Source organism: Rhodoferax sp. GW821-FHT07G04 (assembly GCF_059418585.1).
In genome coordinates this window covers 602,971-620,510 of sequence record NZ_JBWKQD010000002.1, presented here as the reverse complement: position 1 = coordinate 620,510, position 17,540 = coordinate 602,971, and the positions used below count along the sequence as shown (strand labels likewise).

At 64.0% G+C, this 17,540-nt stretch carries 18 protein-coding genes; 12 read left to right on the top strand and 6 right to left on the bottom strand.

Annotated features, from left to right (window positions below; all coding sequences use genetic code 11):
* The first annotated feature begins 1 nt into the window (after nucleotide 1).
* Nucleotides 2–970 carry an aldo/keto reductase gene (locus AC07OO_RS12030; RefSeq protein WP_495082342.1) on the top strand — a complete coding sequence of 323 codons (969 nt, stop codon included), beginning with the start codon at nucleotides 2–4 and terminating at the stop codon, nucleotides 968–970.
* A 30-nt stretch (nucleotides 971–1,000) separates the two neighbouring features.
* Nucleotides 1,001–1,651 (top strand): hypothetical protein, encoded by a 651-nt coding sequence (locus tag AC07OO_RS12025; protein ID WP_495082341.1) that lies wholly within the window; start codon nucleotides 1,001–1,003, stop codon nucleotides 1,649–1,651.
* A 54-nt stretch (nucleotides 1,652–1,705) separates the two neighbouring features.
* Here AC07OO_RS12025 and AC07OO_RS12020 read toward each other — a convergent pair whose 3' ends face one another.
* Nucleotides 1,706–2,008, bottom strand: a complete 303-nt coding sequence (locus AC07OO_RS12020) for a putative signal transducing protein (protein ID WP_495082340.1) — start codon at nucleotides 2,006–2,008, stop codon at nucleotides 1,706–1,708.
* Nucleotides 2,009–2,054: 46 nt separating this feature from the next.
* On the opposite strand from AC07OO_RS12020, the gene AC07OO_RS12015 reads away from it, so the two are divergent.
* Nucleotides 2,055–2,756: an HAD-IA family hydrolase gene (locus AC07OO_RS12015; protein WP_495082339.1), complete on the top strand. Its 702-nt coding sequence runs from the start codon at nucleotides 2,055–2,057 to the stop codon at nucleotides 2,754–2,756.
* A 16-nt stretch (nucleotides 2,757–2,772) separates the two neighbouring features.
* Here the strand turns inward: AC07OO_RS12015 and AC07OO_RS12010 are convergent, their stop codons facing one another.
* Nucleotides 2,773–3,627 carry a DUF2306 domain-containing protein gene (locus AC07OO_RS12010; RefSeq protein ID WP_495082338.1) on the bottom strand — a complete coding sequence of 285 codons (855 nt, stop codon included), beginning with the start codon at nucleotides 3,625–3,627 and terminating at the stop codon, nucleotides 2,773–2,775.
* A gap of 163 nt (nucleotides 3,628–3,790) precedes the next feature.
* On the opposite strand from AC07OO_RS12010, the gene AC07OO_RS12005 reads away from it, so the two are divergent.
* Both AC07OO_RS12005 and AC07OO_RS12000 read left to right on the top strand, forming a co-directional pair.
* The gene (locus tag AC07OO_RS12005; RefSeq protein ID WP_495082337.1) at nucleotides 3,791–4,813 is read left to right on the top strand and encodes an AraC family transcriptional regulator; all 1,023 of its coding nucleotides are present in this window, start codon (nucleotides 3,791–3,793) and stop codon (nucleotides 4,811–4,813) included.
* Between the two features lie 76 nt (nucleotides 4,814–4,889).
* The gene (locus AC07OO_RS12000) at nucleotides 4,890–5,642 is read left to right on the top strand and encodes an AraC family transcriptional regulator (protein WP_495083340.1); all 753 of its coding nucleotides are present in this window, start codon (nucleotides 4,890–4,892) and stop codon (nucleotides 5,640–5,642) included.
* Here AC07OO_RS12000 and AC07OO_RS11995 read toward each other — a convergent pair.
* A complete protein-coding gene (locus AC07OO_RS11995; RefSeq protein WP_495082336.1) occupies nucleotides 5,629–6,513 on the bottom strand; it encodes an NAD(P)-dependent oxidoreductase in 885 nt (294 codons plus the stop codon). The two genes, AC07OO_RS12000 and AC07OO_RS11995, sit on opposite strands and share 14 nt — an antisense overlap.
* Between AC07OO_RS11995 and AC07OO_RS11990 the strand changes: the two genes are divergently transcribed.
* Nucleotides 6,494–6,736, top strand: coding sequence for a hypothetical protein (locus AC07OO_RS11990; protein ID WP_495082335.1), 243 nt, complete (start codon nucleotides 6,494–6,496; stop codon nucleotides 6,734–6,736). The genes AC07OO_RS11995 and AC07OO_RS11990 overlap by 20 nt on opposite strands.
* Here AC07OO_RS11990 and AC07OO_RS11985 read toward each other — a convergent pair.
* Nucleotides 6,733–7,815 (bottom strand): branched-chain amino acid ABC transporter permease, encoded by a 1,083-nt coding sequence (locus AC07OO_RS11985; RefSeq protein ID WP_495082334.1) that lies wholly within the window; start codon nucleotides 7,813–7,815, stop codon nucleotides 6,733–6,735. The genes AC07OO_RS11990 and AC07OO_RS11985 overlap by 4 nt on opposite strands.
* Before the next feature lie 117 nt (nucleotides 7,816–7,932).
* Between AC07OO_RS11985 and AC07OO_RS11980 the strand changes: the two genes are divergently transcribed.
* Nucleotides 7,933–8,847 (top strand): LysR family transcriptional regulator, encoded by a 915-nt coding sequence (locus tag AC07OO_RS11980; RefSeq protein WP_495082333.1) that lies wholly within the window; start codon nucleotides 7,933–7,935, stop codon nucleotides 8,845–8,847.
* On the opposite strand, the gene AC07OO_RS11975 is transcribed toward AC07OO_RS11980, so the two are convergent.
* Nucleotides 8,834–11,461, bottom strand: coding sequence for an NUDIX domain-containing protein (locus AC07OO_RS11975; RefSeq protein ID WP_495082332.1), 2,628 nt, complete (start codon nucleotides 11,459–11,461; stop codon nucleotides 8,834–8,836). The two genes, AC07OO_RS11980 and AC07OO_RS11975, sit on opposite strands and share 14 nt — an antisense overlap.
* A 180-nt stretch (nucleotides 11,462–11,641) precedes the next feature.
* On the opposite strand from AC07OO_RS11975, the gene pncB reads away from it, so the two are divergent.
* The 3 genes from pncB to AC07OO_RS11960 are packed head-to-tail and all read left to right on the top strand — an operon-like array spanning nucleotide 11,642 to nucleotide 15,645.
* The gene (pncB, locus tag AC07OO_RS11970) at nucleotides 11,642–12,865 is read left to right on the top strand and encodes a nicotinate phosphoribosyltransferase (protein WP_495082331.1); all 1,224 of its coding nucleotides are present in this window, start codon (nucleotides 11,642–11,644) and stop codon (nucleotides 12,863–12,865) included.
* A gap of 18 nt (nucleotides 12,866–12,883) precedes the next feature.
* On the top strand, nucleotides 12,884–14,593 hold the full coding sequence (locus AC07OO_RS11965; RefSeq protein WP_495082330.1) for an NAD+ synthase: 1,710 nt from the start codon (nucleotides 12,884–12,886) through the stop codon (nucleotides 14,591–14,593).
* A 29-nt stretch (nucleotides 14,594–14,622) separates the two neighbouring features.
* Nucleotides 14,623–15,645, top strand: coding sequence for a bifunctional nicotinamide-nucleotide adenylyltransferase/Nudix hydroxylase (locus AC07OO_RS11960; protein WP_495082329.1), 1,023 nt, complete (start codon nucleotides 14,623–14,625; stop codon nucleotides 15,643–15,645).
* 25 nt (nucleotides 15,646–15,670) lie between these two features.
* On the opposite strand, the gene AC07OO_RS11955 is transcribed toward AC07OO_RS11960, so the two are convergent.
* A complete protein-coding gene (locus AC07OO_RS11955; protein ID WP_495082328.1) occupies nucleotides 15,671–15,979 on the bottom strand; it encodes a hypothetical protein in 309 nt (102 codons plus the stop codon).
* A 304-nt stretch (nucleotides 15,980–16,283) separates the two neighbouring features.
* Between AC07OO_RS11955 and AC07OO_RS11950 the strand changes: the two genes are divergently transcribed.
* Both AC07OO_RS11950 and queC read left to right on the top strand, forming a co-directional pair.
* A complete protein-coding gene (locus tag AC07OO_RS11950) occupies nucleotides 16,284–16,781 on the top strand; it encodes a hypothetical protein (protein WP_495082327.1) in 498 nt (165 codons plus the stop codon).
* 47 nt (nucleotides 16,782–16,828) lie between these two features.
* Nucleotides 16,829–17,536: a 7-cyano-7-deazaguanine synthase QueC gene (gene queC / locus AC07OO_RS11945; RefSeq protein ID WP_495082326.1), complete on the top strand. Its 708-nt coding sequence runs from the start codon at nucleotides 16,829–16,831 to the stop codon at nucleotides 17,534–17,536.
* Nucleotides 17,537–17,540 lie beyond the last annotated feature (4 nt).

The window sequence follows — 17,540 nt, the reverse complement described above, 5'->3', positions numbered from 1 at the left end:
AATGACGACACAACCCACACCAAATCCCCCCGTATCCTCCCGCCTCATCTACGGCTGCATGGGCCTGGGTGGTGGATGGAACCATGACCCGCTGCGGGCCGAAGACGTATCCCATGCGCAGGCCGCAGTAGAAGCCGCGCTGGAGATTGGCATCACGCTGTTTGACCACGCCAACATCTATACCTTTGGCAAGGCCGAGGAATGCTTTGGTGCGCTTTTCAAGCGGCAGCCAAGCCTGCGCCAGCAGATGCAGGTGCAGACCAAGTGCGGTATCCGCTTTGCCGATGTGGATGGGCCGAAGCGCTACGACCTGTCGGCCACGCACATTGTCGAATCCGTGCACGCCAGCCTGCGCCGCCTGAACACAGACTACCTTGACATCCTGATGTTGCACCGGCCCGACCCCTTGCTGGAGCCGGACGAAATCAACACCGCATGGCGTACGCTGTCGGAGGCGGGCAAGGTGCGGCAATTGGCGGTGTCCAATATGCATGCGGGCCAGTTGCGCCAACTGACCGCGGCGCTGGACATGCCCCTGGTGGCCAACCAGTTAGAGATGAGCCTGTTGAAGACCGATTGGCTGGATGCCGACACCTGCTTCAACGACGGCCAAGGCCAGGCTTCTCTTGTCTGGGGCGACACGCTGCACTACTGCCAGAGTCAGGCCATCGCGCTGCAGGCCTGGGGTTCCCTGGGCAAGGGCTGGTACAGCGGCGGCGCGCCACAGGATGCGGCACCGGCCGTCACCGCAACGGCGGCCTTGGTGCGCGATCTGGCCGAAGAACATGGGGTCACTCCCGAGAGCATTGTCCTGGCCTGGCTGCTCAAGCACCCAGCGCGCATACAGCCGGTGATTGGCACAGCCAACCCCGATCGCATACGCGCCTGCGCCGACGCCCAGCGCGTGGTGCTTACCCGCGGCCAGTGGTATGCGCTGTACCAGAGCGCGCGGGGGCGGGAACTGCCTTAAACATTCAGCATGCTTGTTTTGAGGAAAACCTTGCGCATCTTTTTCGGGATTGTTGGCTTCGCCGTGCTGGGTTTCGCTGCACGGATGGCCTATCTTTCAATTCCTCGAACAGATGCGTTCTACGTAGTCAATGCAGACTTTGCCGAGCCGAAATTCTTTGCTAAGTTGCAGGCGGAGTTGCAGAGCCCAGATGAGGCGGCCAGACGTCTGGCCCGGTTGGAGTTGCCAACGGTCTTTGCCCATCGTATTGCGGCAGGTGCGCGCACTGTGATTGCATATCGCTGGTTTGCGCCTGGGTCTCCTCTTGTGATCGACGACGAAAGATTTGAAAAAATTACGGTTTCAATGCCATCTGTTGCCGGTAAGCATAAGCTGCAGGAAAAGATTGAGCCTAACGGGTCGGTTGTTGCAATAGTTACGCGGGGCGGGTCGGCCTGGCCCGAAGCAGCATGCTCTTGGCGTGTGGACCAAGGTGACATCTCGATTGAAGCCAACGGCTCCAACTACGACATTCGTATTGCCGGTCGGTTGAAAGTGGAGCCGCCTTCAATGCTTGGGAAAAGCTACTGCGCGGAGGAAGTGATCGACAAACGTTTTGAGGTCAAGCAATTGCACTTGTCCGATATCACCCCTTGGCTTGGCAAAGAGGGGGAATACCCCTATGCAGAAACCTACCGCTGAGCATCTTTCGCCCTACTGATTGCCCTGCGGGCTTGCAGCTAGAGCTAGCTTCCGCTAGGTTGGCATCAGTGCCGAGCAGTTCCAGCATTGCTGAAACCCACCCTCCACCAACTCTCCGCACCGGCAGAACCAGCGCTGCTGCGGCATGTGCTGCAGGTGGTGCAATATCTGCTGGGCCCGGTCTGCATGGTTGGGGTGCTCTACCCAGACCTCGGGCAGGCACTGGTCGGGCGGTAGTTCTCCGGCCGCGCTGCCCAGGTATTGGCGCTGGACGCTGGCCTCTATGCCCTCGGAGCGCAGCGCATCGGCCCAGAGCGTGGCAATGAACAGGTTGGGCGCTTGGGCGACGCGTTGCATGGCTACAGCATAGCGGGGTTCGCCGCGATGCGATACTTTGGCCACCATGCCATTGGATACCACCCGCATCAAAGCCATCACCCTGGACCTGGACGACACGCTGTGGCCGATATGGCCCACGATTCGCCGTGCAGAAGAAAGCCTGTTGGCTTGGCTGGCTCAGCGCGCACCGGGCGCGGCAGCCCTGTGCGCCGATGCCGCAGGCCGCTTGGCGATCCGCGAGCACGTGGTGCAGACCCGGCCGGAGCTGGGACACGACTTGAGCGCGATACGCCGCGAATCGATCCGTCTCGCTTTGCAGCGGGCCGGCGAAGACACGGCGCTTGCCGAACCTGCGTTTGAAGTCTTCTTTGCCGAGCGCATGCGGGTAGATCTGTACGACGACGCGCTGCCGGCGCTGGCGGCCCTGTCAGCACGCTTCCCGTTGGTCGCCGTGTCCAACGGCAATGCCCATGTGGACCGGGTGGGGCTGGGCCCATATTTCACACACAGCTTGAGCGCCAGCGTATTTGGCGTGGCCAAGCCCGATGCGCGCATCTTCCATGCTGCGGCTGGCAAGCTGGGCCTGCAGCCGGCCGACGTGCTGCATGTGGGTGACGATGCCGCGCTGGATGTGCTGGGCGCCTTGGGTGCCGGCATGCAAACCGTGTGGGTGAACCGGGGCCCACACCCCTGGGACCCCGCGCATCCGCAGCAACCGCACCTCACGGTTGCCACGTTGACCGAGCTGCTGACGGTACTGGCCTGAAGCGCCGGCTGCCGACTCAGGCCTTGGCCAGCAAGGGCATCCATAGGAACAGTGTGGCGCCCGCTATGCCCACCGCCATCAGCGCCGTGCACACGGCCAACACACCGGCTGCGCCCAGGCGCAGGCCGGTGCCGCTCTGGGCGGCGTTTTGGGCGCGCAGGTACAACTCCAGCACCGCCAACGGCACCAGGTAGCAGCCAAAGGCGATGAAGCGGTCAAATGCGCCGTCCATGTTCTTGGTGATGCCCACCGGCGCCTGGTTGATCAGAATCCAGCCAAAATAACCCAGGCGCATGAACCACACGCCTCCCGCCACGACGAAGGTCCGCAGCGCCCAGCGGCGGTGGGCTGCAAAGTCGCGCGCACGGGCCGTGCGCCAGGCCAGCACGGCGAACACAATGATCAACAGCGCATCCCCGCTGATGGCCACTGCGCTGAGGAGATTGCGCTGGGTGCCGCGCACCCAGGTCAGGTACAGGCCACCCAGGCTGGCAACGAATACCGCCAGCAAAAAGACGCGGCCATTCCAGCGGTGGAAGCCCGGTGCCCGCGCCCGTATCTGCGGCAGCAGCTGCAGCACGCCGCCCACCGCAATGACGGCCGCCACCAGCATGTGGGCTGCAAAGGCCCAGTTGCCGGCCGTGTCGCCGGCCACATAACCGGTGATCAGCGACTGGTTCTTGCTCCAGGCTTCGAAGTGGCCCTGCAGCGTGGGCGCAGCATAGAAGCCGATGATGAAGTAGGCGAACACCCACTGGCCCAACAGCGCGGCGCAGAACCACAGCGCCGCGGTCCTGCGCAGGGCGGTCTTGCCCGATGGGTTGTACGGGTTGGTCGGTACGCCGTCGAAGCTTGCCGTTGTCGAAGTCACGTTGTTCCTTTGGGTGGTGATGTATGCTCGTACGCGTCGCCGCAGTGCACGCTCCGCACTGGCCTTGCAGGCCCTGGGTTGCGGGTGGCATCAGCTTATCGGTGGCCGTTGGTAATGAACATGACGCCAAATACCAAAAACTTGATCCAAGGTTGCAAACCCCATGCGTGAACGTACGGTAGGTGCCGGTTTTGCCCGGGGGCTGTTGCGGCTAGCGGTCTCCAAGGGGGCCGACGAGCAGGCCTTGGCGCGGCGCGCCGAGATCGACCTGCAGGATCTGCAGGACCAGGACAAGCGCATTCCGTTTCGCAAATACGTGGCCTTGATGCGTGCGGCCAAAGAGATGTGCAACGACCCGGCGCTGGGCCTGCATTATGGCGAGGCGGTGGATGTGGCCCAGTTCTCCATCGTGGGCCTGCTGGGCCGCGCCAGCGAGTCCATGGCCGACGCCTTTGCGCAGCTCAAGCGCTATGCGCGCCTGATCGTGGAGGTGGAAGTGGAGGGCGCCAGCGCCGATGACCGCTTTGCCTTCAGCCGGGAGGGCAACCAGATGTGGCTGATCGACACCCGCAAGAACCCCAACGACTTTCCGGAGCTGACCGAGTCGGCCTTTGCCCATGTAGTGTGCGACACCCGCCACCTGGGTAGCACGCCCTTTGTCAAGGCCGTGCAGGTCACGCACCCCGACCCGGGCTACCGGGCCGAATACGAACGCATCTTCCAGGCGCCGGTGCAGTTTGGTTGCGACCGCAATGCCTTGCAACTGGACCCTGCGTGGTTGGCCATGCGCTTTGCCGACGGGCCACGCTATGTGTTCGGCATCTTGAGCGCGCACGCGCAGGCCCTGCTGACCAGCCTGGAGAACGCGCAGACGGCGCGCGGCCAGGTGGAAGGCCTGCTGATGCCCATACTGCACACCGGCAATGCCAATGTGGACCTGGTCGCCAGCAAGATGGGCCTGAGTCGTCAGACGCTGTTTCGGCGGCTGAAGGCCGAGGGCGTCAGCTTCCAACAGGTGCTGGACGGGCTGCGCCATCAGTTGGCGTTGCACTACCTGGACAGCAAGAAGGTATCCATCAACGAGACGGCCTACCTGGTGGGCTTCTCCGACCCGGCGGCCTTCTCGCGCGCCTTCAAGCGCTGGACCGGCGCCAGCCCGCGTGCCGCACGGGGCGGCAAGGGCTGACACCATGGAGCACGCGCCCTGCGCCGAGCCTGGCCGCAGCATACGGCTGGGCACGGGTGCAGAGGGCATAGAGCGCATGCAGGCCCACTTCAGCGGCCAGGCCTTTGCGCCGCACCGGCACGACACCTATGCCATCGGCCTCACGGTGGCGGGCGTGCAGCGGTTCCGGTTTAGGGGTGCCACCTGGCATTGCCTGCCGGGCCAGTGCCATGTGCTGCACCCGGACGAATTGCACGACGGTGCAGCAGGCACCGCTGCCGGCTTTGGCTACAAGATGGTCTACCTGGACCCTGGTCTGGTGCAGCAAGCACTGGGCGGCAAGGCCCTGCCGTTTCTGGCCAACCCGGTGGTGGATTTGCCGCCGGCGCTGGTGGCGGGGCAGGGCATGGGTATCTGGGACAACATGGATGCCGACCTGGACAGTCTGCAGGCTGTGGACCTGGTGGATGCGGTCACGCAGTTGCTGAGCAGCGGCGCGTCCACTGTCCGTCATTCTCCGGCGCTGGCGTGGGACGCCGTGGCGCGCGTGCGCGACCAGATTGCCGCCGACCCGACCGTGCGCGTACCCATGGAACAACTGGAGCGCCTGTCGGGCTTGGACCGCTGGACGCTGGCCCGGCAATTCCGCCTGCTGTTTGGCACCAGTCCCAGCCGCTACCGCACACTGCGGCAGGTGGACCGCGCGCGCCGCCTGCTGCTGCAAGGCCAGCCGCTGGCGCAGGCCGCCATGGACGCCGGCTTTGCCGACCAAAGCCATCTGTCGCGCCAGTTCAAAAGCGCCTATGGCACTGCGCCGGGGCGCTGGCTGGCGGCGCTCAGGCCGGCGTAGCCGTACGTTGTTCGATGGCCTGCACCACGGCGGCCATGTCGCTGCGGCCCAGGCCCAGGTTTTCGGTCTCGGTGAAGAGCGACAGGCACACGTCCAGCAGGGGTGAGGCCAGTTGCGCCTGGCGTGCGGCGTCGGCGATCAGCCGGTTGTTCATCAGCACGTCGGAGATGGCAGCTTGCACCGAGAAATCGCGCTCCACCAGCTTGGGTAGCTTCATGCGCGACACGCTGCTGGCCATGGGCCCGGCATCCAGCACAGCCTGGAACTGCGCCATGTCCACGCCCTGCGCGCGGGCGAAGTGGGCGGCCTCGGCCAGGCCGGTCACCATCGTGATCAGGAAGAGGTTGACCGACAGCTTCATCAGCAGCGCGCTGGGCACGGCGCCGCAGGCAAAGGATTCGCGGCACATGGGGGCGATCAGGTGGCGCACCTCGGCAACGTCAGCCGTATCACCGGCCACCATGGCGACCAGTTGCCCCGCCTCGGCGGGCACGCGCGAGCCTGACACCGGCGCCTCCACATAGCGCCCGCCGGCGGCGCGGATGCTGGCACCCAGCCCGCGCGAGTAGGTGGGCGACGTGGTGCCCATGTGGACGATGGTGTGGCCTGCCACCCGGCGCTCAAAGTCGGTTGCCGTGCCCCGGCCCAGCACGCCATCGATGGCGGCCTCGTTGGCCAGCATCAGGATGACGAGGCGGCTGTTGGCAAACACCGCCTCCGCGCTGGTGGCCACGGTGGCGCCGGCCGCCTGCAGCGCGGCGTAGTGGCCGGGCGAGCGACTCCATACCCGCAGCGCCGTGCCGGCTTTGGCCAGGTTCAGCGCCATGGGCAGGCCCATGACGCCCAGGCCTATGAATCCGATGTCTTCCATGTCTTGCATCTCCAGGGGTGTTGCTTCTGTTGCCACTGTGCACCTGGTCGCTGCGATTGTCTTGAAGCTTTGTGCAGCGGCAGATGTGTTTTTTGATGCTATGAAAATAATAGCTATATGTGAATATTCGACGAGGGCTACAGCCGAATTCTTCTTTGAACTGCCTTTTGGTGGCCTCAATAAACCCAAAATAGGGTTTTTAAATCCATTTGAAGGCGTCTAGGCGCTGGGAAGCGCGGACCGCCCATGTTCTGGCGACGGCCATAGGCCGCGGGGCCGCAGCAGCATGACGACGATCATGGCCAGCGCGATGAACTGCTGGCGCATGATGCCCGCGTCGAGCCGGCCATCGGTCATCGCCTGCAGCGGGCCGACGACGTAGCGCAGCATCTCGGGCAGCACGGTCAGCAGCACGGCACCCAGGACCACGCCCGGAATGTGGCCCATGCCGCCCAGCACCACCATGGCCACTACCAGCACCGACTCCTGCAGGCTGAAGGCCTCGGGCGACACAAAGCCCTGGAAGACGCCAAACAAGACGCCGGATACCCCACCCAGGCTGGCGCCTATGCCAAAGGCCAGCAGCTTCAGGTTGCGCGTGTTGATGCCCATGGCTTCGGCGGCGGTGGCGTCGTCCCGCATCGCCATCCACGCCCGGCCGATGCGCGAGTCTTGCAGGCAGTAGCAGAAGGCCACGGCCAAGAGCGTCAGCACCAGGAACAGGTAGTAGTACAGCGTGACCGAGGCGACTTCATAGCCGCCTATGACCAGGCGTGTGCCCAGGTCCAGGCCGCCAATGTGGATGGAGCCGATAGGGCCCAAACCCTTGGCCCCGTTGGTGATGTTGACCGGGTGGCCCAGGTTGTTGATGGCGATGCGCACGATTTCGCCGAAGCTCAGCGTCACGATGGCCAGGTAGTCACCGCGCAGCTTCAGCGTGGGCGCACCCAGCAGCATGCCGAAGACGGCCGCCAGCAGGGCACCCAGCGGCAGGGTCATCCACCAGGGCGCATCCAGGCCGTTGGGAAAGAGTGCGGCGATCCACGCGAAGTTTTCGGTCAGGTGCGACGAGGTGAGCAGGGCGACCAGGTAGGCACCTATGGCGTAGAAGGCCACGTAGCCCAGGTCCAGCAGGCCGGCATAACCCACGACCACGTTCAGGCCCAGTGCCAGCATCACGTACAGCAGTGCGGTGTCCGCCATGCGGACCCAGTTGGTGCCAAAGCTTTGCAAGACGAGCGGCAGCACCAGTAGCGCGGCCAGCAGGGCAAGGATTTGGGTGGGTTTGGCGTGGGCGTGCATGGTGGGGTCGCTGTGGGGGTTTGCAGTTTATGCTTGCCGTAATCGCTGTTTGAATGGCAAAAAATCCATTCATAACGGAGCAATATTCCGTAATCAACGCAAAGGACTCTTTCTGCTATGGACAAACTGAGCGGCCTGCTGGCCTTCGTGAAAGTGGCCGATCTGGGCAGCTTCGTCGCGGCCGGGCGGGCGCTGGAGATATCGGCGTCGGCGGTTGGCAAAAGTGTTGTGCGCCTGGAGCAAGAGGTGGGGGTGCGGCTCCTGCAGCGCAGCACGCGCCGCATCCAGTTGACGGAAGAGGGCCGCCTGTTCCACGAGCGCTGCCGCGCCATCCTGGACGATCTGGACGATGCCCAGGCCATGCTCTCCCAGGCCAGCGAGACGCCGCGCGGCAAGCTGCGTGTGAGCGCGCCGCTGATCGGCTACAAATTCTTGATGCCGGTGGTTCCCGACTTTCTGGCACGGCACCCTGCAGTGGAGCTGGACATCAACTTCAGTGACCGGGCTATCGACCTGATTGCCGACGGGGTGGATGTGGCCATACGCAGCGGCGACTTGCCCGACTCACGCCTGGTCTCGCGGCCCTTGAACCACTTTCGCCTGTTGCTGTGCGCGTCGCCTGCCTATCTGGCGCGCCAGGGCACGCCCTCAGCCGTGCGGGATCTGGAGCGGCATGCCACGGTCCGCTTTCGCCACCCCGATACGGGCAAGGTGCTGGATTGGCCCATGCTGCAAAACATCGGCGTTGCGCCGCCCCGGCTGCGGACCGTGCTGGCCTGCAACAACATGGAAGCGGTGCTGGACGCCACGCTGCGGGGCCTGGGCATCGCCTGCGTGCCGGATTTTCTGGTCGCGCCCCTGCTGGCGGACAAGCAGTTGCAGCCGGTGTTGGAAGAGCAACTCAGTGCAGGGGGGCAGTTCAGGGCGCTGTGGCCATCGAGCCGGCATTTGTCACCCAAGGTGCGGGTGTTTGTGGACTACCTGGGCGAACGCCTGGGGTCTGCGCCTGTGCAGGGCTTTACGCCCCGCTGAGCGCCATGGCCAGCAGTGTGTCGTGGTCAAACGCCAGACACTGTGGGCGGCGCGACAGAGGCACAAAGAAGGCGCGGGATGTGTCGGTGCCAGCGACCAGCGTCGTGGTGCTGCGGTGCTCAGGCGCGTGGATGCGCACGCGGAACAGGTGGGAGCGCACCCAGCGCTCGGCGGTGTCACGCGGGTCGCGGCCGTTGCCCTCTACGGTGCCGATCGCTTGCAAGGCCTCTGGCGCGATGCGCAGGCCGGTCTCCTCGGTCAGCTCGCGCACGGCGGCGGCTGGCAGAGATTCACCCGGCAGCACAAAGCCGCCGGGCAGCGCGAAGCGGCCGTTCTCCGCCGGGGCGTCATCGTGGCGGCGCACCAGCAGCAGCTCGGGCTCTGCCTGCCCGGGTGCTCCGTCTCGCAGCACCACGATATCGACCGCGTCGTTGGCACCAGCGTGGAACAGTTGCTCGCGGCGCGGGCCGGCACGCAGCCACTGCAGCACCTGCTGTGCGGCCTGTTCGGGCGGGTGCAGTGCGACGCTGTGGGCGGCGTCCATCTGCGCGGCGCGGGCAGCGGCGCCCGGCAGGTCGGCCAGCAGGCAGTAGTGCAGGCCCAGGTTGCGGGCGGCCTGGATTTCATCGCCGACGATGACGCCACCGCCGACGAACAGCGCCAAGCCACGGCACTCCTGCACCAGGGCGTACAGCGGGGCGGCCTTGTCGTACAACGTTTGCGATACCACATGTAGGCCGGCCAAACCGTGCGCGTCCAGGCTCTCCAGCGGCACGTTGGCGCTGACCAGGGCGATGACTTCGGCGCGCGGTGCCGGCATGGCCTGGGCACAGCGGTGCAGCAGGCCCTCCACGCCGTCGCGCGTGCCGCCGGTCAGGATGGTGCCGCCCAGTTGGGCCACTCCGGCCAGCAGGATTTGGAAGAAGGCTTGCAGGCGCTCGGTGTCGTTTGTGCTGAATTGGGCATAGCTATTGCGCCAGGCGCCGGCGAGGTTCAGCACGGGTCTGCGGGCCAGGTGGGCGCGCAGCCCAGCGGCGTCGAACAGGGGAATGGCCAGGGCCTGCAGATGGGCGTGCAATGCGGCCTGGGCGGCTGCCTGCTGAGCGCGTTTGTGGGCGGCTACGGCCTCGGTGTAGTGCAGGGGCGCGGTGGGTGCGGGCACCACAAAGTAGGCCCACTCCGGCAGTGCGGCTTGCTCGGCGCGTTTGCGGGCCAACAGGCGCTGCTCGGTGGCCGCGATGCGGACTATGGCGGCCTCATCGATGCCGGTGGCGCGGGCGGCTTGGGCCTCGTCTTGCACATGGGTGCGGTACAGGCCTTGCCCATCGGTGCCCAGCACCACGTCCACGCCCGCGTCCAATACACGGCGCAGCGGCACGTCAAAGGTGGTGCGGATATTGTTGAGGGCCAGGTTGCTGGTCAGATTGAATTCAAAGACCGCACGGCCACCGGTGGGGTGCAGGGCCGAGGACAGGGCGGCCACGTCGGCCAAGACGGCATCGTCCACGCCATAGAGGCCATGGCCTATGCGCAGCTCCAGGCCATGGTCTTGCACCCAGGGGCGTAGCGCGGTTACGGCCTCGCGCACGTTCTCGGCAAACGCTGGGTTCTCGCCCGCATGCACCCGCACCACCCAGCCTGCACGCCGGGCTGCCAGTGCGGCGGCCGCCTGCAGCTGGGGCAGGAAGGCGCGCGTGGAATTGGTTTCATGGCCCATGAAGTCCACACCCACAATCGCGCGGCTGCCCAGGCAGGCGTCCACGCGGCGCAGCACGTCCAGGTCCCACTCCAGATCGTCGTGGCGCGACAGCGCAACCAGGAAGCGGATGCCCACACCCCAGCGGGCTTCAATGGCCGGTAGCGCGGTGTGTGCCTGGCTGAGCTGGGCCGGCTCCAGGACGCTGGACAGGGACAACTCGGTGTAGGTGACGCCCGCCTCGGCGGCACGCTGGGCAATGCGCCACAGCTGCGGCGTGAACAGTGCCGGATGCCGCGTCAACGGCGCACGCAGGGCGTAGAGGCGTTCCATGTCCAGGAAGGTGACCTGGCGGTCCAGCGGGATATCCAGTGCGCAGGCCAGGCGGTCGCGTGCGGTGGCTTGCAGTTGGGTCAGCGGCAGGTCGCTTTCACAGAAGATGCCGGCCTGTGCCAAGGTGCCCTGCGGGATTACCGCATCGATGGCCAGGCCTAGTTCGACCAGATCGTGGCCGGACAGGCAACCTGCGAAGTGGCTGTGCAGGTCGGTGCGTAGTCGGCGGAGTGCGTCCGCCTCCGCGCCCAGGGGCATGTGCAGCGGCCCCCCGGCCAAGGGCACGCCGTTCTCGGCGAGGAAGCGAGCGCCAAAGGCGGTCAAGGGGCGGTGGTCGTGCACCAAGCCCTGTTCGCAGATTCGGGCCACCACGCAGTCGCCCACGCAGATCTCAAGCGTGGCGCCATCACGCCGCTGATGGGCATGCTGGTTCAGCGCGGCGTCCAGGCGGCTGCGCGCGTCACCACCGGGTTGCGCGTCGGCATCCCACTCCACGCGCAAGGGCTGCTGGCCGCTGGGGTCCACGATGGCGCAGAAGGCATTGCCTGGCACCAGGCCTATGCGAACGAGTGAGGGGTTTGTCATAGAACGTGGGTCGCATCGTAGTCCTCTTTGGGGTGTTTAAGGGGTGTGAAAATAGTTAATTGCAAAATGCAATTAACTAGGCTACAATCCCTTTCAAGGACGCAAACCGAACATGTAAGCGAACAAGTGCTACCGTTCGGCCAGCGTCGTTGAATCGCCAACCGTTTTCAGGAGTTGAAAATGACCGCCAAGCCAGAGTCGTTCCAGCCAGTGATACACAGTTTGCTGGAGACCGACCTCTACAAGTTCACGATGCAGCAGCCCATGCTGCACTCCATGCCGACCAACCAGGCCGAGTACCGCTTTGTGTGCCGCAATGCGCCGGCCTTTCCGCTGGCCGAACTGGCTGCCGATGTGAACGCCCAACTGGATGCGCTGTGCGCCTTGCGATTCACCGATGACGAACTGGCCTACCTGGGCGCGCTGCGCTACATCTCGTCGGACTACATCGACTTTCTGCGGCTGTTCCAGTTCCAACGCCGCTTCATCACCGTCAGCACGCAGGGCGATACGCTGCTGGTCGTGGCCAAGGGCCCGCAGGTGCATGTGATGGGCTTTGAGATCTATGTGCTGGCCATCATCAACGAACTGTACTTCCGCCGCATGGCCCAGGGCGCACAACGGGAGGCCGCGTTGGCGGAGGGCCGCGCGCGCTTGCAGGCCAAGATCGCTTTGCTGCGCGACTACGCCATCAGCAGCCCGGCGCGACGCCATCCGTTCGAGTTCTTTGATTTTGGCGTGCGCAGGCGCTTCAGTGGCGCCTGGCAAGAAGAAGTTGCCACCACCCTGGCGCGCGAGGTGCCGCAGTTCTTCAAGGGCACATCCAATGTCTACCTGGCCAAGAAGCTGGGCTTGGTCCCCATTGGCACCATGGCGCATGAATACTTGCAGACCTTCCAGGCCACGGGCGTGCAACTCAGGGGCTTTCAAAAGGCGGCGCTGGAGTCGTGGGTGCAGGAGTACCGCGGTGACCTGGGTGTGGCGCTGACGGATGTGGTGGGCATGGATGCCTTCTTGGCCGACTTTGACCTCTATTTCGCCAAGCTGTTCGACGGCCTGCGCCACGACAGCGGCGACCCGGTCGTGTGGGGCGAAAAGGCCCTGGCCCACTATGCCAAGTTGCGGTTGGATGCACACGCCAAGCGTCTGGTGTTTTCCGACGGGCTGGATGTTCCGACCGCGCTGCTGCTGCACCGCCACTTTGGTGACCGGGTGCAGACGGGCTTTGGCATCGGCACCAACCTGAGCAACGATACGGGGCTCAAACCCTTGAACATTGTCATGAAGCTGGTCAACTGCAATGGCCAACCTACGGCCAAGCTGTCAGATGCGCCGGGCAAGACGCTGTGCGATGACCAGACCTTTCTGGCCTACCTGCGCCAGGTCTTCAACAAGAACGACTGATAGAGGGGAGAGCTGTCCATGTTGCGCATCACCAGTGCCCAGATCAATCCCACCATCGGCGACATCACTGGCAATATTGCCTTGATGCTGCGTGCCGCGCGCCAGGCGCGCGATGCGCAGGCCGATTTGGTGGTCTTCCCCGAGATGAGCTTGACCGCCTATTACCCGGGCGACCTGTTGGATGATGCGGGCTTTCAGGCCCGCGTGGAAGAGGGCTTAGCCCAATTGCAGGCGGCCACGCGTGAGACGCCCAAGCTGCTGTGGGTGGTGGGTGCACCGGTGCGCCGCGCCGGTATTGGCAAGGCCTTTCACAATGCTCTGCTGGTGCTGAAGAATGGTGAGGTGGTGTTGCAATACGCCAAGCAGTTGCTGCCCACCTACAACATCTTCGACGAGCGTCGCCACTTCGAGCCCGGCCCCGATGTAGCCCGTGTGCTGCGCGTGGGCGATGTGCAGATTGGGCTGATGATTTGCGAGGATGGCTGGAACGACGAGGGCCGGGACTACCTCGTCAACCCATTCCAGCGCCTGGCCGATGCAGCGCCCGACGTGGTGGTCTCCATCAACGCCAGCCCCAGCAATGTGGGCAAGCGCGAGCAACGCCACACGGTATTTGGCTCGGCCTGCGCCCGGCACAAGCTGCCGCTGCTGTATGTGAACCAGGTCGGTGGCCACGACCAATTGGTGTACGACGGTGCGTCGTTCGCCGTAGATGCCAATGGCATGGTGGTGTATGAAGCCCATCGCTTTGTGGAAGACGTGACCACGCTCCGTTTTGATCCGGTTACGCAGACCTTCGCGCAGGGCGATGGAGCCGCCTTGCCTACCGTATCCAAGGAGGGTTTGGAAACCCTGGAGTTCTACCGCCAGCAGATCGTGCTGGGGTTGAAGGACTATGCGCGGCGCTGTGGCTTTACGCAGGCGGTGGTGGGTTCGTCGGGCGGCATCGACTCGGCATTGACACTGGCACTGGCGGTGGAGGCGCTGGGCGCGGAGAACGTGGTGGGCATCACGATGCCATCCAAATTCTCCAGTGAGGGCAGCGTGTCGGATTCAGCCGTGCTGTGCCGCAACCTGGGCATTCGCCTGATCGAGCACCCCATCAAGGCCATTGTCTCGGCGTTTGAATCCGGTTATGCGACGGCGTTTGGCGAGGACTTGCAAGGCCTGCCGTTGGAGAACCTGCAGGCCCGCGTGCGCGGCACCACGCTGATGGAGTTTTCCAACCGCTTCGGTCACCTGCTACTGACCACGGGCAACAAGAGCGAGGTGTCGGTGGGCTATTGCACGCTGTATGGCGACACCAATGGCGGGCTGGGATTGATTGGCGATTTGTACAAGACTGAAATCTTTGCGCTGTGCCGCCACATCAATGCCACGGCTGGCCGCGAGCTGATTCCTGCGGCCATCATCGACAAGCCGCCATCGGCCGAACTGGCGCCCGGGCAAAAAGATACGGACAGCCTGCCGCCGTATGAGGTGCTGGATGAAATTTTGAAGATACTGATCGAGGGTGAGCGCCTGCCGCTGTGGGAGCGCGCCCATGCAGAAGTGCAAGTGGCGCAGCTGCATGCCACGCCGGAGGGCAATGCGTTGATCACCCGCATCCAGAAGATGATTGCCCGCAATGAGTACAAACGGCGGCAGGCGCCGCCAGTGCTGCGGGTACGCGGCAGGGCCTTTGGCAGTGGCCGCCAAGTGCCGATTGCCGCGGTCCAGTACGCTTGAGACTTTGAACCATCGATAGGCACATGACCATGCAAGACACATCCTCCACCGCCGTCATCGTTGGCCGCTGGCAACTCTTCCATAAGGGCCATGAAACACTGTTGCAGGCTGCGTTGGCTGCCGCAGAGCAAGTCATCGTGGTGATCGGGTCGGCCTTCCGCGCGCGGGATGTGCGCAACCCCTTCAACTGGGAGGAACGTCAGGCTATGGTGCAGGCCACGCTGTCCGAGGCGGATGCAGGCCGTGTGAAGTTTCTGCCGGTGCGGGACTACTACGACGATGACCGCTGGAATGCAGCGGTGCGCGAAGGTGTGCAACAGCTCACGGGTGGCAAGGGTCGGGTCAGCCTGATCGGCTTCAAGAAGGACCACACTAGCTACTACCTGGACCATTTCCCCAGTTGGGATTGGCAATCGGTGGAGCAGGTGCATGACATCGACGCCACGGCCCTGCGCAATGTGTTCTTTGAAGGGACAGACCCAGACGCGCGCTTGGCCGTGCTGCGCCCCCATGTCAGTGCGTCCGTGCTGGCCTATTTGCAGGCCTGGGCCCGCTTACCGGTCTATGCCCAGAGGGCGGTGGAGCAGGCCACGGTGGTGCAGTACCGCAAGCGGTGGTCGGCCGATGTCTACCTGACGGCCGATGCCGTATTGGTGGCTAACCGCCACGTGCTGCTGGTGCGCCGGGGCGGTGATGTGGGCAATGGGCTGTGGGCCTTGCCGGGTGGCTTTGTGGAGAAAGACGAACGCTTCTACACCGCGGCCCTGCGCGAACTGCATGAGGAAACGGGCTTCAAGACGCTGGACTCCACGATGCGCCAAGCCTTGAAGGCCAGCCAGGTCTTTGACCACCCGCTGCGCAGCCCACGCGGACGGTTGATCACCCATGCCTTCCACTTTGATCTGGGCGCCATCCGGCTGCCGGAGATCCACGGTGCGGACGATGCCCAGGAGGCCAAGTGGGTGCCGCTGGATGAACTCCCCGGCCTGGAAGACAAGCTATTTGAAGACCACGCGGCGATTCTGGACCGGTTCGTGGGGGTCTACCGCTAATGGGGCTAGTGGTCAGACCATTCGTTTAGCGGGTGGGTTCTTGTGCCGCGTGGCCGCCGGGGCGGTAGTGGTCCATGACGGTGTCCAGCGTGGTGTTGGTGATGGCCGGGTTGGCTTTTTGCAGGCAGGCCAGCAGCACGGCCTTGTTGTCGTGGACGCGGTTTGCGGTGGGGTTGTGGCCCGCCGGGCTAGGCGAGACGCCGGCAAAGCACTGCCTAAATTGTTTCGGCTGCACATTCAGATCGCGGCTGATCTCTGTGACGGGGCGCTTTGGGTCATCGCGCAGCACTGCGGGCTGTGCAGAGGCAACAGTGGGCAAAACCAGGGCAAGCATTGCGAGGACTGGCGGATGGAGGGTGGTGCTCATAGCGGGTTCGGTGCTGGGCGTAATGGGTGACCGCTGAAGTTTGGCCAGAAATTGTGGAGAAAGTATGTGTACCAGACGCACTTGGCCTTTATCCCGCCGCTGCCGCAATCACAGTTTGCACCAATATGGTGCAAATTGGAGGGCTGAGTATTGGCATCCAAACTTTTTTCAACATTTTTTAGAAATAGGCCTAAATAACCCTCTAAATCTGCCGTTAAGAAACATACGTCTACGAAGAAAAGTAAGTGAGGGGCCCAAAGCCTTAACCAAAATGCAGTTGCCAACCATCGATCGAACCCCCAATCTGCGGCCTAGCGGCGCAGATGTGGCTTCGGCTGGGGCAAACAGGGTGATACCGGTTGCCCCGGTCAACCCGGCGGTGAGTGCACACCCCTCCTTGCAGCCGGTGCCCAGCGTCGTAGACATGGTGAATCCGGCGCTGAAGACAACCGAAGGCGAGCCCGTTTACACCAGTGTGTCGGATCCCGGCAGGCATGGCTCTGAAGCCGCTACAGCACCCAAGGACTGGACCATCCACCGGCCCGCTCCGGAAAAGGTGGAGGACCCGCCACCCAAACCCATGTACAAGGTGCTGATGGAACACATCCAGCACCTGTGGACGGCCAGTGCCAGCGCCGTGCAATTGGACCAGGTGCATGACCAAGTGACCCAGCCGGTGCCCGCCACCGCGACGGATGCCCCGGGTGACTTTGCCAAGGCCGTGCTGGTCTACGACCACAACACCATCAAAAAGAACGAGCGCATTTGACGCGGCTGGGCTACGGCCCGGCGGCGCCGTGTTTTAAGATCGGGGCCATGCACACCAGCGCCCTTGTTCTCTTTTCTGGCGGCCAGGACTCCACGACCTGTCTGGCCCACGCCCTGCAACGCTACGAACGGGTTGAAACCATTGGTTTTGACTACCGCCAACGCCATAGCGTGGAGCTGGAAGCGCGTCTCGTGGTGCTGCGCGAAATACGGGCTCAGTTCCCGCAGTGGGCTCACAAGCTAGGCGAAGACCATATGCTGGATCTGGCCGTGCTGGGCGCAGTCAGCGAAACATCGCTGACACGTGATACCGCATTCCAGATGGAAAGCACCGGCCTGCCCAATACCTTTGTGCCGGGGCGCAACCTGCTGTTCATGACGCTGGCGGCGGCGGTGGCCTACCGGCGTGATCTGCCAGTCATCGTCACCGGTGTGTGCGAGACCGATTTCTCCGGCTACCCCGATTGCCGTGACGACACGATGAAGGCCATGCAATTGGCGCTGTCGCTGGGCATGGACAAGCGGTTTTTGATCGAAACACCGCTGATGTGGATTGATAAGGCCGCGACCTGGGCACTGACCCACCAACTGGGTGGACAGGCCCTGGTTGACTTGGTGGTGGAGCACACCCACACCTGCTACCTGGGTGACCGCGAGCACCGCCACGCCTGGGGCTATGGCTGTGGCGAATGCCCGGCCTGCCAATTGCGGGCCAAGGGCTTCGCCGGCTTTGTGGCGTTGACCGCCAAAGGCTGATCTG

Excerpts from the sequence above, each read along its gene's own strand:
- AC07OO_RS11950 (WP_495082327.1), top strand. The coding sequence starts at position 16,284 with ATGCAGTTGCCAACCATCGATCGAACCCCCAATCTGCGGCCTAGCGGC.
- AC07OO_RS11960 (WP_495082329.1), top strand. The coding sequence starts at position 14,623 with ATGCAAGACACATCCTCCACCGCCGTCATCGTTGGCCGCTGGCAACTC.
- pncB (WP_495082331.1), top strand. The coding sequence starts at position 11,642 with ATGACCGCCAAGCCAGAGTCGTTCCAGCCAGTGATACACAGTTTGCTG.
- AC07OO_RS12030 (WP_495082342.1), top strand. The coding sequence starts at position 2 with ATGACGACACAACCCACACCAAATCCCCCCGTATCCTCCCGCCTCATC.
- AC07OO_RS12020 (WP_495082340.1), bottom strand. The coding sequence starts at position 2,008 with ATGCAACGCGTCGCCCAAGCGCCCAACCTGTTCATTGCCACGCTCTGG.
- queC (WP_495082326.1), top strand. The coding sequence starts at position 16,829 with ATGCACACCAGCGCCCTTGTTCTCTTTTCTGGCGGCCAGGACTCCACG.
- AC07OO_RS11990 (WP_495082335.1), top strand. The coding sequence starts at position 6,494 with ATGAATCCGATGTCTTCCATGTCTTGCATCTCCAGGGGTGTTGCTTCT.
- AC07OO_RS11985 (WP_495082334.1), bottom strand. The coding sequence starts at position 7,815 with ATGCACGCCCACGCCAAACCCACCCAAATCCTTGCCCTGCTGGCCGCG.
- AC07OO_RS11955 (WP_495082328.1), bottom strand. The coding sequence starts at position 15,979 with ATGCTTGCCCTGGTTTTGCCCACTGTTGCCTCTGCACAGCCCGCAGTG.
- AC07OO_RS12000 (WP_495083340.1), top strand. The coding sequence starts at position 4,890 with ATGCAGGCCCACTTCAGCGGCCAGGCCTTTGCGCCGCACCGGCACGAC.
- AC07OO_RS11980 (WP_495082333.1), top strand. The coding sequence starts at position 7,933 with ATGGACAAACTGAGCGGCCTGCTGGCCTTCGTGAAAGTGGCCGATCTG.
- AC07OO_RS11995 (WP_495082336.1), bottom strand. The coding sequence starts at position 6,513 with ATGGAAGACATCGGATTCATAGGCCTGGGCGTCATGGGCCTGCCCATG.
- AC07OO_RS11965 (WP_495082330.1), top strand. The coding sequence starts at position 12,884 with ATGTTGCGCATCACCAGTGCCCAGATCAATCCCACCATCGGCGACATC.
- AC07OO_RS12015 (WP_495082339.1), top strand. The coding sequence starts at position 2,055 with ATGCCATTGGATACCACCCGCATCAAAGCCATCACCCTGGACCTGGAC.
- AC07OO_RS12005 (WP_495082337.1), top strand. The coding sequence starts at position 3,791 with ATGCGTGAACGTACGGTAGGTGCCGGTTTTGCCCGGGGGCTGTTGCGG.
- AC07OO_RS11975 (WP_495082332.1), bottom strand. The coding sequence starts at position 11,461 with ATGACAAACCCCTCACTCGTTCGCATAGGCCTGGTGCCAGGCAATGCC.